This is a genomic window from Candidatus Accumulibacter necessarius, assembly GCF_036625085.1.
Genome location: NZ_JAZKUM010000005.1, coordinates 356,063 through 368,620, shown reverse-complemented (window position 1 = coordinate 368,620; position 12,558 = coordinate 356,063). Strand labels below are relative to the sequence as shown.

7 protein-coding genes are annotated in these 12,558 nt (G+C 65.1%); all 7 read right to left on the bottom strand.

The window, feature by feature from the left end; all coding sequences use genetic code 11:
* Nucleotides 1-6: 6 nt before the first annotated feature.
* Complete coding sequence (locus V5B44_RS15550) at nucleotides 7-1,257, bottom strand: class I SAM-dependent methyltransferase (RefSeq protein WP_332359910.1); 1,251 nt, start codon at nucleotides 1,255-1,257, stop codon at nucleotides 7-9.
* Between the two features lie 130 nt (nucleotides 1,258-1,387).
* Nucleotides 1,388-1,870, bottom strand: coding sequence for a CreA family protein (locus V5B44_RS15545; protein ID WP_332359909.1), 483 nt, complete (start codon nucleotides 1,868-1,870; stop codon nucleotides 1,388-1,390).
* A 44-nt stretch (nucleotides 1,871-1,914) separates the two neighbouring features.
* Nucleotides 1,915-4,278, bottom strand: a complete 2,364-nt coding sequence (gene parC, locus V5B44_RS15540; RefSeq protein WP_332359908.1) for a DNA topoisomerase IV subunit A — start codon at nucleotides 4,276-4,278, stop codon at nucleotides 1,915-1,917.
* A gap of 13 nt (nucleotides 4,279-4,291) precedes the next feature.
* Nucleotides 4,292-6,241: a DNA topoisomerase IV subunit B gene (locus V5B44_RS15535; RefSeq protein ID WP_332359906.1), complete on the bottom strand. Its 1,950-nt coding sequence runs from the start codon at nucleotides 6,239-6,241 to the stop codon at nucleotides 4,292-4,294.
* 260 nt (nucleotides 6,242-6,501) lie between these two features.
* Nucleotides 6,502-7,425, bottom strand: a complete 924-nt coding sequence (locus V5B44_RS15530; RefSeq protein WP_332359905.1) for a DUF3616 domain-containing protein — start codon at nucleotides 7,423-7,425, stop codon at nucleotides 6,502-6,504.
* A gap of 131 nt (nucleotides 7,426-7,556) precedes the next feature.
* The gene (locus V5B44_RS15525) at nucleotides 7,557-11,009 is read right to left on the bottom strand and encodes a WD40 repeat domain-containing protein (RefSeq protein WP_332359904.1); all 3,453 of its coding nucleotides are present in this window, start codon (nucleotides 11,007-11,009) and stop codon (nucleotides 7,557-7,559) included.
* Entirely contained in the window at nucleotides 11,006-12,556 is a 1,551-nt protein-coding gene (locus V5B44_RS15520) for an SIR2 family NAD-dependent protein deacylase (RefSeq protein WP_332359903.1), read from the bottom strand. Before V5B44_RS15520 ends, V5B44_RS15525 begins: the two co-directional genes overlap by 4 nt.
* Nucleotides 12,557-12,558 lie beyond the last annotated feature (2 nt).

The window sequence follows — 12,558 nt, the reverse complement described above, 5'->3', positions numbered from 1 at the left end:
CGCTGTTCAATTGGCTATTTTAACACCGCGACCGGGCGCGAACGCCCGGAACGACTCGGGCAGCGGCGTCTGCTCAAGGCTGCGCTGGGCAAACAGGAAGCGGCCGTCGCAGACGAAACCGAGGTCAGCCCAGTCGACCGCATTCAGCGCGGCAGCCAGTGCCTGCACATCGACTGCCGGGTCGTGCGGAAAAATCGCCAGCACCGATCCGTCATAGTTCGTACACGGGTGTACGAAGAAGGGCTGCAAACGGCGCGTCTTGTTGTTCACATAGACCCGTGGCTGCTGTGACTGGTAATAGCCGCGGCCCCATTGCCACCAGTTGGACTCGTCAAAAGGCCGAATGCGGCGGGCGATCAGCCGTTCCCTGTACGGCAGCAGCACCGCCGGCGGCGGCTGGCCCGGCTCGCACCAGAGCATGCGGCGGGTTTCACCGCTGCTCACCGTCGCCGAGCAGACGAAGCTGCGATTGCCGTACGCCTCGCTGACGTAGAGTTCATCGGCACCGGACACGGCACCGACCTTGACAAAAGCAATGTCGGCCAGTTGCAGTCCGTAGTCACCGCGGGTGAACAGCAGGTGCCCACCGCTCTCGACAAAGTGACGCTCCTCCCACTGCAGCCGCGCCAGGCCGCGCAGACCATCGGCGACGCCCTGCGCCGCATAGCGCGTCCGCCGCGAGAAATTGTCGCGCTCGTAACGCCAGATGGCGCAATTCGGCGTCGCGTCGTCGAACAACCGTGAATCGCCGAGGTCGACGAAATCGGTGATCGTTCCCGCCGCGTGGAGCAGCCGGTTCAGCGGCACCGCGGAAGTCGCCTTGACGAAATCGCGTGGCGTGATGAACACCAGTTCACCGCCCGGCGCCAGATGCCGCAGACACTTTTCGATGAAGAAGAGGTACAGGTTGGCGCGTCCATCGAGCACGCTGCGCCTGACCAGCCGGCGCGTCGCAGTGGCGATTTCCCGATAGCGTACGTAGGGCGGATTGCCGATGATGGTCGCGAAGGCCTCGTGTTCGGGCAAGGCAAAAAAATCCATCACGCGCGCCCCCGGTGGCGCGTGCCGCGGATCGATCTCGACGCCGAGCGCAAACGGAAAATGCTGCAGGAAAGCGCCGTCGCCACAGGCCGGCTCGAGCACCCGACCACAATTGCGGACCAGGGCAAGCATGGCATCGACGATCGCCGGCGGCGTAAACACCTGACCCAGGCGGCCGACGTCGTACTCGGTCGGCGCGCAAGAATTGGCGGTCATTGCCGGTCAGAGGACGGGAAGGGCTGCGGCAGCGTCGAGACTATCGGACCTCGCTGACCAGAGCGTCGGCGGCATGCCGGAACCGCTGCCGCCTGCGGCAAGCCCGCAGGTGAGGTCAGTCCGTCCACCTTCAGCGCCCGCCCCAGGGCATCACCGGCACGGTCGAAATGCTGTTCGCTGGCGCACCGTCGATCAGCTTGCGGCTGATCGCGAGGTAGACCAGCGTCCGGTTGGCCTCGTCCCACATCCTGACGACTCGCGTCTCCTTGAACAGGATCGAGGTGTCGTCCGAAAAAACGGTCGCGTCTTTCGGCAATTTTGCCGGCAACGTGATCGGACCGGTCTGTCGACAGGCCAGCGCGAACTGCGACGGATCCTGCGCCAGGCCTAAGGAGCCCTTGACACCACCGGTTCTCGCCTGGCTGACGTGGCAGGTCACACCCGACACCTGCGGATCGGGAAAACTCTCGACACAGACCCGGTGATTGGCGCCGACCAGCTTCCACTCGGTGGTCACGCAACCCACCTGCTCGGCCAGAGCCAGCCCGCTGCAGAAACAGGAAACGCCCCAGATGGCCACCTGCCCGCCCAGCTTCCATTGATTGCTGCCCATCAGATTTTCCCTCCTGCCGGCAAGTCTCGGTCAATCATCACTCATCACTCCGGATACGCCTCGAGCGTCACGTTGGTCATTGGTCCGACGGGCGAGCCGCGCCGCGCTCGCAAGGCGAGATGCCGAGCCTCGGAAGCCAGCGTCTTGACCCGGTTCCGGGCGGTCCCCTTGATCATCACCCGCGATCCCTGCATCGCGATCACCGCCCGCAGCGACTCCGCGTCGCGCAGACCAATGATCTGAACGCCCTTGCCACTCGCCAGGCGCTTCATCTGTTCGAGCGGAAAGATCAGCAGTCGACCATCTTCCGATAATGCGGCCAGATGATCCTTGCCGGCAAGCCTCACCGGCGGCAGGATACCGGCGCCCTCTTCGACGGTCAGGAAGGCCTTGCCGGCCTTCTGGCGCGAGAGCAGATCGCCGAACGTGCAAATGAAGCCGTAGCCCGAGGTCTTGGCAATCAGAAGCTCGTCCTCCGGCAATCCGGTCAACACATGCGCGATCTTGCCGCCACCCAGCTCGACGAACGATGACAGTGGCGCGCCCATGCCGCGACCATCCGGAAGACTGGCGATCGGTACGGTGAACGCGCGTCCTTCGGTCGAGACGATCACCAGCGAGTCGACCGAACGGCACTCCTGCGCCGAACCGGCGCGGTCGCCATCCTTGAAGACGACCCCCGACAGGTCCAGACCATGCCCCTGCCTGACCCGCGCCCAGCCCTTCTCGGAGATGATCACCGTGACCGGCTCGTCGGCAACGGCAGCCACCTCCGAGCGCGAAGCGGTGGCCGCCGGCTGGATGATCGTCCGCCGGGCATCGCCATGCTTCTCGGCATCGGCCTTGATCTCGCGGATCACCTGCCGGCGCAGCAGCGTATCGCTGCCGAGCAACTTGAGAAACCCTTCCCGTTCCCCGCGCAGCTTGGCGAGTTCCTGCTCGATGCGGATTCCCTCGAGCCTGGCCAGCTGGCGCAGGCGAATTTCCAGGATATCTTCGGCCTGCCGATCCGAGAGCGTGAAACGTGCGATCAGCGCCGCTTTCGGCTCGTCGGATTCGCGAATGATCCGGATCACCTCGTCGATGTTGAGGAAGACGATGTGCCGGCCTTCGAGAATGTGGATGCGGTCGTCAGCCTTTTGCAGGCGGAACTCGGTGCGCCGATGCACGGTCCGGATGCGGAAGGTGCACCACTCGCCGATCAGGTCGGCCAGGGATTTCTGGCACGGCCGGCCATCGATGCCGACCGCGACCAGGTTGATCGGCGCCGAGGTTTCGAGACTGGTATGCGCGAGCAGCAGCGCCACGAACTCCTGCCGATCAATCCGCGAGCTGCTCGGCTCGAAAACCAGACGCACATCGTCATCCTTGCCCGACTCGTCACGCGCCCGATCGAGCTGCGACGCCATCAGCGCCTTCAGTTGCGCGACCGACTGCTCGATCGCCTTCTTGCCCGGCTTGGGCTGTGGATTGAGCAGCACGCCGATCTCGGCAAGCACCTTGGCCGACGAAACACCCGGCGGCAACTCCTTGAACACCACTTGCCACGCCCCGCGCGCCATCTCCTCGATCTCGTAGCGGGCGCGCACGCGCAGGCTGCCGCGACCGCTGCTGTAGGCCGCAGCGATGTCGCCCGGCGACGAAATGATCTGCCCGCCACCGGGGTAGTCCGGCCCGGGAATGTGCGCCATCAGTTCGCTGACCCCGGCTGCCGGCTGCTCGATCTTGTGGATCGCTGCCGCTGCCACCTCGCGCAGGTTGTGCGCCGGCATTTCGGTGGCCATGCCGACGGCAATGCCCGAAGCACCGTTGAGCAACAGGAACGGCAGGCGCGCCGGCAGGAAAGCCGGCTCATCGAAGGAACCGTCGTAATTCGGCTGGAAGTCGACCGTGCCTTCGCCAAGCTCGCCGAGCAGCAGTTCGGCGATTGGCGTCAGGCGCGCCTCGGTGTAGCGCATCGCCGCCGCATTGTCGCCATCGCGCGAGCCAAAGTTTCCCTGGCCATCGACCAGCGGGTAACGCAGCATGAAGGGCTGCGCCACCCGCACCATCGCATCGTAGGCCGAAGTATCGCCGTGCGGGTGGTACTTGCCGATCACGTCACCAACAACGCGAGCCGACTTGACCGGCTTGGCCGTCGCCGACAGCCCCAGTTCTCGCATCGCGAAGAGGACGCGACGCTGCACCGGCTTCAGGCCGTCCTTGACATCCGGCAGCGCGCGGCCCTTGACCACCGCAATGGCGTATTCGAGGTAATCGCGTGCAGCCGAGTCGTGCAGCAGGATGCTGTCATCGTCTTCGCCCGGCGGCTGCGTCGCTGCAGACGGCGGCACGGCCGGGGGTGCCGGCGGCAGTTGGTGGTTGGCCGGCAGGTCGGCAAACAGGTCTGGCGTTGAATCTTTCCTCACCTTCGGTTCACCCTCAGATTTCTGCGCCGATCAGGGCGCCGTTCTCTTCCATCCACGCCCGCCGGCCGGCGGATTCATTCTTGCCCATCAACATGTTCATCACCGGCCTGGCCGTCTCGGCGCCAGGCATCCGGATGCGCATCAGGCGGCGCGTGTCGGGTGACATCGTCGTCTCCCAGAGCTGTTCGGGATTCATCTCGCCCAGCCCCTTGAAACGCGAGATCGAAACCGCCTCCGGCTTGATCCCTTCGAGGCGCAGGCGATCGATCGACGCCTCGAGTTCGGCGCTGTCGAGCGCATAAATCTTGCGCGGCGGACGCGTCTTGCCGAGGCCAGGCACATCGAGACGATAGAGTGGCGGCTGCGCAAAGTAGAGATGGCCACTGGCGATCAGCTTCGGAAAATGGCGGTAGAAGAGCGTGCACAACAGAACCCGGATATGCGAGCCATCGACATCGGCGTCGGTCATGATCACCACCTTGCCGTAGCGCAGATTGGCCAGTACCGAATCCGGCGCGTTTGCCTGGTGCGGGTCGATGCCCAGCGCCACCGCAATGTCGTGCACCTCGCGGTTGGCGAACAGGCTGCCGGCTTCGACCTCCCAGGTATTCAGTACCTTGCCGCGTAGCGGCAGGATCGCCTGCAGCTCCTTGTCGCGTCCGGATTTCGCCGAGCCGCCGGCCGAGTCACCCTCGACGAGAAAGATCTCGTTGCGACTGACGTCCTCGCTTTGGCAATCGGACAGCTTGCCGGGCAGGATCGCCACCCCCGACTGCTTGCGCTTCTCGACCTTCTGACCGGCCCGCGTGCGCGCCTGCGCTGCCCGAATGGCCAGCTCGGTGATCCGCTTCGCCGCCTCGGGATGTTCATTGAGCCACAATTCCAGACTGTCGCGCACCATGCGCGCCACCAGCCCTACCGCATCGCGCGAGTTCAGCCGCTCCTTGGTCTGCCCCTGGAACGAGGGATCGAGCATGCGCACCGCGAGCACGAAGCTGGCGCGCGCAAAGACGTCCTCGGCAGCCAGCTTGATCCCCTTCGGCAACAGCGCGTGGTGCTCGGCGAAGCTGCGTATGGCGTCGAGCACCGCCTGCCGCAAACCGACCTCGTGCGTTCCGCCGGCCGTCGTCGGGATCAGGTTGACGTAGGATTCGCGCGCCACCCCGCCCTCGGCCGTCCAGCAGATCGCCCAGGCGGCGCCCGAGCCGACGGGAAAGTTCTCGTCTCCCTTGCCGGCGTATTTCTCGCTGCTGAACACCGGCGCCACCGCCTCGCCGTCGAGCTGCTCGACCAGATACTGCTGCATCCCCTGGGCGAAACACCACTCGCTGCTGGCGCCGTCCTCGACGGTCAGTGCAACCTGCAGCCCGGGCAGCAGCAGTGCCTTGCTGCGCAACAGACGTTCGAGCTGCGGCAGGGGAACGTTCGGCGAGTCGAAGAAAGCCGGGTCCGGCCACGCCCGCACCCGCGTACCGCTCGCTCGCTTCGGGGCATCGCCGACCCGCCGCAGCGGCTCGATGACCTCACCCCCGGCGAAAGTCATCTGATGCCGCGCCCCGTCGCGAACGACCTCGACCTCGAGCCGGGTCGACAGGGCATTGGTCACCGAAACGCCAACACCGTGCAGACCGCCCGAGAAGCGATAGGCCGAAGCCTGATCATCCTTGTTGAACTTGCCGCCAGCGTGCAGCCGGGTAAACACCACCTCGACCGTCGGCACCTTTTCCAGTGGATGCATCTCCACCGGAATACCACGGCCATCATCCTGGACAGTGACCGAATGATCGCGATGGAGGATCACGGCGATGCGTTTGCAATAGCCGCCGAGCGCCTCATCGGCAGCGTTGTCGATCGCTTCCTGGATGATGTGCAACGGGCAATCGGTCCGCGTGTACATCCCGGGACGATGGCGCACCGGCTCCAGTCCCTTGAGGACAGCGATCGATTCTGCGGTGTAGCTCATGACTCCAATATCTCCAGCAGGCCGCCTCGGCAGATTGCACGCCGGCGGCCATGAACGGTTTCTTGTCGTGGAAGCTTGCCGCGGTGCAGGCGGATCGGCGAGAGCCGGCTTTCTGCCACAAGCTCACCAGGCCAGTCAAAACCGGGCAACGCCAGAGGGAGGCCTGGCGCCCTGAGCTTCGAGGTGCGGAGTGTACTACCGAATACGAGCGAATACGACCGAGGCGCTGAGGCAGACTCATTCGTCGCCACGATCCCCGATCAGTTGGCAATCCGTAGTTGCTCCGGTTGCAGAATCAGAAAACGCGCAAAGCGGTCGTCATCCCGGCTGCCGTCGTCACTGACGATGATGATGCACTGCCGGCCATCGATGACCGCCGGGCTCACCCCCTCGGCATGTCCGAAACCGGACAGGCCGGCAACACTGACCCGGCGCGGGCGATCGTCGCTGCCTCCACGCCAGAACCAGAGCTGGAATTCAACCTGTTCGCGGGCAACGGGACCGGCGACGACCAGATAGCCGGCAAGAAAGGGCACCCAGGACATGCCGCGAATGCCGTTGCCACCCAGATCGAGTGTCGTCAGGGTGACGCCGATCCGCGGCCGCTCTTCGGCATCAAAGATGGCACCCGGATTCTCGATGCTGGCGATGATCGCTCGCTGGTCGAGCAGCGGACTGCGAAATCCAATCAGCAGGCGCCTCTGGTCGGCGCTCATTGCCAGGGCCTCGATGTTCAACCCGCCCGCGCTCTTGACTTCGCGTATCCCGGCAGAAGCGGCCAGTTCCGGATGAGCGGCCGTCAGATCGCGCTTCAGGCTGCCGACCACCCTCGGATCGACGACGTTGTCGCCTTCGATGCGGAAGCGCACCAGTCTTTCCCTGGATTTCCGCTCATCGCCGTTGCTGTCGCGGGAATGCGAGGTGATGGCGTAGAGGTTGCCCGCGCCATCGGCAGTGATGCCTTCGAGGTCGTCAAGCTCCCAGAAGTCGCCGTTACCCCACGACCAGAAAGGGGCGCTCAGGGCCGTGTGACTGACTTGGCCGCCAGTGATACGGAGGAGACTCAACGCATGCTGCTCTTCGTCCTCGACAACGAGAAAGCGGCCGTCGGCAAGTTGCTGGATGCCGGACGGCTCGTAGACCCCGGTCAGGGGTTGAAAGATCGGCAGGTCATTTGGCGGCATGGCGGTCCCCAATCACGATTGCCGGCGCCACCGGTGCGGCGCAAGGCGCCCCCGGGCGCACCGCTCCGGCTGCGCCGAAAAGGCAAGGCCTGGCAAACCCGCGCCCCTTGGGGCCGGTGTCCATGGCGCGCTCAGTCGCTGCCTCCGGCTGTCGAGCGCTTGCGGAGGCGTGTGGCCAGTCGATAAGTGTCGTCGCTCGCACTGGGCAGGACGGCGAATGTCCGGTCGGCGCTGGCTGTGGCAAAGCGCTTGCCATCCGCGCTGAAGGCAACCTCGCTGACGGATCCATTGTGAATGGCCATCGTTTTGACGGGTGCACCGGAATGCGCGTCGTACAGGCGAACCGCCGAGTCCTCGCAGGCCACCGCGACCTGCTTGCCGTCAGCGCTGAAAGCGACGGAATAGCAGTATGTATTTGACGGCAACCTGATCGATTTCTGCGGATTCGCCGTCGACCGGACCAGATCCGCATAGGGCCAGAGGTACAACGCTCTCGGCGCCAGGGCAGCCAGTCGGCTTCCGTCAGGGCTGATGGCGACATCGCCGAGGCGAACCCCATTCAACGAGATTTCCCCGAGTTCCTCGCCAGCGCGACTCCAGCGCCTGAGCGATCCTTCGCTGCTCACAGTGACCAGCGTTGCATCGCCCGGGTGAAATGCGACGGCCATGATCTGCGAAAACTTCTTCGCGCGCACCTTGGGAAGAAGCACGGGATCTGACTCGGCACCGGAATCGTTCCAGCGGTAGAGGCGCGCATGGCCATCGGCGCACGCCGTAGCCAGGTAAGCGCCGTCCGGGCTGAAGGCAACATCGCGCAATTGGTCCCCGTGTCTGGCGACAAACTCCAGGGATTGTCCCGTCGCGACATCCCACAGGCGAACGGTGTTGTCGAAGCTGGCCGTTGCCAGGCGTCTGCCGGTCGGGTCAAATGCGACGCGATAGACCTCACCCTTGTGCCCGCTCAGGGTGAAGCGCAACGCCGGAAGGTCGCCGGAAACGTCCCAGATCTTGGCGCTGCCGTCGGCCGCCGCCGTCGCCACCACCATGCCATCCGGGCTGAAGGCGACACCATGCACCGGCGCGGTATGGCGGCTGATGTCCCACACCTTGACCAGGTTGTCCCGTCCACCGCTCGCCACGTGTCGACCGTCGGCGCTAAACGCCACTGCCTCGACCCAGCCGCGGTGTCCCTTGAGCACCAGCAGACTCTCACCGGTGGCGCTGTCCCAGATTCTCACCGTCTGGTCGCCGCTAGCGCTCGCGATGCGCGATCCGTCCGGGCTGATGACGATGTCGCGGACGCGGCCGGTGTGGCCCGCAAGGACATCGATGTCCCACGGGACATCGATGCGTTCCCGGCCGGAAACGGCATCCGCGGCAAGCATCTCGTCGAGTTCGCCTTTCGCCGGCTCGAAGATGCGAATGCGGTTGTCCCGACCGGCGATCACGATCTTCCTGCCGTCCGCCGCAAATTGTATGGCGTCGCCCGGTTGCCGATTCGGCAGGCTCAGCAGACGCTTGCCGGTGGCGATGCCCCAGACCTCGGTATGGGTTCTGTCGGCTGCGCCTTTTTCGACGCTGACCGTCGCCAGACAGCAGCCATCGGGGCTGAAGGCCAGCCCCATCACCCACGCGCCGCCCAGGTCGATCACCGACAGCGGCTGATCGCCAGGGGATTGCGGATCCCAGACCTTGATCAGGCGCTCCTTTCCGTCCACGCCCTGACCCGCTGTGGCCAGCCGCTGGCCATCGGCACTGATGGCAACCGCGTCGTAGATCAGGCTGCCGTGTTCGAATGCCTTGGCGACCTCCGACCTGGCGAGATCCCAGACGTGGGCGACCTTGCCCGCGCTGACGAGCAACCTGGCATCGCTGCCGAGGAAGGACACCGTTCGCACATCCTGATCGAAACTCATGTGCGGCGCCGACGCGTCCGGCCCGTCGGTGTTCAAGCTCCACACCGTCGCCTTGTGATCCCGGGTACCGACCGCAATCCTGTCAGAACTCGGGCTGAAAGCGACATCCCATACCCAGTCGCCGAAATCGGCGGTCCTTGGCTCGTAGCCCGTGGCGAGGATCGCCTGGCGCAGCGCATCCTCGGCCTCGGGGGTTGTCGGCAGGAAGAATCGGCGCGTCTCGTCTACCGCCGCAATGGCGACGTCCAGGGCTCGCGCCGGGTCCGTCTGGGCAATCGCGGCGACGCGGGCGGCGCGGGCGTTTGCCTCGGCACGGTGATGCTGGGTGAAGGAATACAGCCAGCCGGGAACCGTAATCAGCGCAAAGGCCGACGCAACGATCAGCAGGCGTCGCTGCCGCCGGCGGCGAGACTCCTCCTGCCGTTGTCGGCTGGCGGTTTCGCGCGCCTGTTTCTCCACATAACGATTGCGCCAATCGACCAGCGCCGCGGCGAGCACGTCATGATAGATCTCGTAATACGTTGCTTCGGGCTGATCGATCGCCGACGCGGTCGTACGCAGGATGCGCTGTTCCGACAAGGCGTGCAGAACCTGCGGCACGTGCTCCCGCAGCGGACCGGCCCAGCCCACGAGGTCGTCGCGAGCACAGGCCACCTTGCCCCCGCTCGGCGTGACGAGGCGATCGAAGAAGGTGGCGCATACCGCCTGGCTGGTCTCGTCGAGGTGTGACATCACGGCCCCCAGGTGGCTGCACACGATTTCCTGCGCACCGCCGAGGCGATCGAACGTGACCCGGCGCAGCACCCGGGATTGCTCACTCATTTCCTGCGACCACAAACGGGTCAGCACCAGTTGCAGATAGGGCGCTTCGACAAGCCCGTCCTCATTCCTCAATGACGCACCGCCGGACTGGCGGCTGACCGACACGCGCCCGGCGCGGACCTGTTCGATCAACGCCGACACCAGGTCGTCCTCGACGGTAACCGGCGGTACGGACGCGCTCTTGCGGTTCCACACTTCCAGGGGGCGGCGAATGGCCTCGGCCGCGCCGTCCGCGTCGAGGTGCTTGAGGCGCAAGCGGTTGCTCAGCAGGTTGGGGATGCGCTCCTGAAAGCGGTCCAGTTTTGCCAGGCTGTCCTCGCGCAACGCGATGAGGAAGCCGACATCCACATCCTCCCGGTTGATCGCGCGCGCAAGCTGCGCCTCGAAGGAGGTCGGCGCGTTCGCTTTTTGGTGGTAAAGAAAGTATTCCTCGAACTGATCGAGGATGACCAGAACGGTTTCGCGCGCACGCGCACAACAGGCACGCAAGAGCTCGTCCAGCGGCAGGTCCTCCGCCGGCAAATCCGCGTCCCCGACGCAATTCTTCACAGACGCGATACAGGCCCGGGCCAGCCTTTGCTGAAACTCATCGCCGACCCACTCACGGAAGACGACAACGGGAATCCGGGGCCGGTCGCGGCGAAGTTGCGGAACGACGCCCGCCATCAGTACCGAACTCTTGCCGACGCCGCTGGACCCATAGAAGACCGTCAGCGGCGACGCCAGCACGTTGGCGATGATGATGCGCTGATCCTTTTCGCGCCCGAAGAAGTACTCGCGGTGCTCCTCTAGAAACGGCTGAAGACCGACGTACGGACAGGTGTCAAGGTCGCGCGCTGCGGTCATCTGGGCGCCCTCGCCCGCAATTTTGTGACGAACTCGTCGATCGCGACCTGGAAGGGATATACCCCGCGCCGCCGCCAGAGTTTGACTTCGAGTTCCGAAATCTGCTCATCGACGGCCCACGAGGGTATTTCCTCATCGGCGTCCGCCGTCGTGCGGCGCGCGAAGTACCGACTCAGACTGCGGATCGCAACACGCAGGTTCCAGTCGTGCAGGCAGCAGCCGACGAAGAGCAGACTGCGGTCACGGAGATACGCGAAGAACAGCGACGGAATCGCCGACTTGGCCGCCACCCGAGAGAGGAACTCCACGTGGTCGTCCTCGGTGATCACGAACCCGTCCCACTCGTCGTTTTCCGGGCGTACCGAGCCATGCATCTTGAAGATCACCGTCGTCGTCGCGAGATCGATGTCCAGTTCGTTCGGCGCCGGCGTCCGCGGCTGAGTTTCGCCGTGAGGCCACCAGAGGACGGCGCTGGCCAGATCCTTGCGGTCGGCGGGATAGATCACCAGATCGTAAGGCTTGCCGGCCGCGCGGAATGCCTGTTCGATCAGGGTGTCGAAGCCAGTGCTCAGAACCAGAAGCGGAACAGGCACCTCAGCGAGAAGACGGTACAGCGGAGGAACGCGGATTCCGGAATCCGCCTGCGGAACCAGGATCTGGCGCAAGCGCTCGCGCAGCGCCGGGCGGCCCTGGAAAGTCTCATAGTAGGAGGAAATCTGCGCGAGATCGTCATCGTCCTCGTGCAGCGCCATATCTTCCGCGAGGACGTGCGACAGCTCGGCGCCGCTGGGAAGGAAGATCTCCGGCGCACTGCCGGCAACCGCGTCGGGCGAGCGCCCCGCCGACATCGCGCGATTACCGATGAACAGCACCACGCGTCCCTTCCAGAGGGCGCGGGCGATCTCGCCGAACGGCGGCGGTGCCTTTTCGGATGAGCGCGTTTGCTCCTGTGCCTGCCCCGCAAGCCGCTGCTGCACATAGGCGCGCAGGTCGTTGCGCAGACGGTCGCGGAAGGCTTCGGGCGAGTCGTACTCGGAGAATGCGCCGCGCAACGAGCCATCCAGGTTCTTGAAGCGGTCGAAGAACTGCCGCACGCGCCCGCGCTGTTCGAGCCTGGACGCCGCATCGGGCTGGTCGGGATCGATGGAGACCGCGCTGGTGCAGCGATAGACCAGAACATGCGGTGGCGAAACGGGTGAATTGCCTTGCAGCGCATCCTCGTACTCCCACTCGCTACCCGACAGATAGGCCGAACCATCCGCCCTGCGGAAGGTATCCGGCAACGGGGTGCCCATGCGCGACCACAGGATGACGATGACCACGTCGCATTGGGAGGGCTTGGGCAACCCCCGATTCACCGCTTCCTGCGGTGTCAGGGTTGCCGGCATGGCCGCCGGCGCGGCCGGGTCGTCCCAGCGCACCGCCTCGCATGTCACCAGCCCGCGCAGGAGAGGATCCTTCGGGATCTCCTGCTCGACCACCTCCTGCGCCAGTGCCCTTTCCCTGGCAACGTCTCCTGGCGACGAAATGAAAAAGCGGAGGTGCACGT

Excerpts from the sequence above, each read along its gene's own strand:
- V5B44_RS15550 (WP_332359910.1), bottom strand. The coding sequence starts at position 1,257 with ATGACCGCCAATTCTTGCGCGCCGACCGAGTACGACGTCGGCCGCCTG.
- V5B44_RS15545 (WP_332359909.1), bottom strand. The coding sequence starts at position 1,870 with ATGGGCAGCAATCAATGGAAGCTGGGCGGGCAGGTGGCCATCTGGGGC.
- V5B44_RS15535 (WP_332359906.1), bottom strand. The coding sequence starts at position 6,241 with ATGAGCTACACCGCAGAATCGATCGCTGTCCTCAAGGGACTGGAGCCG.
- V5B44_RS15530 (WP_332359905.1), bottom strand. The coding sequence starts at position 7,425 with ATGCCGCCAAATGACCTGCCGATCTTTCAACCCCTGACCGGGGTCTAC.
- V5B44_RS15525 (WP_332359904.1), bottom strand. The coding sequence starts at position 11,009 with ATGACCGCAGCGCGCGACCTTGACACCTGTCCGTACGTCGGTCTTCAG.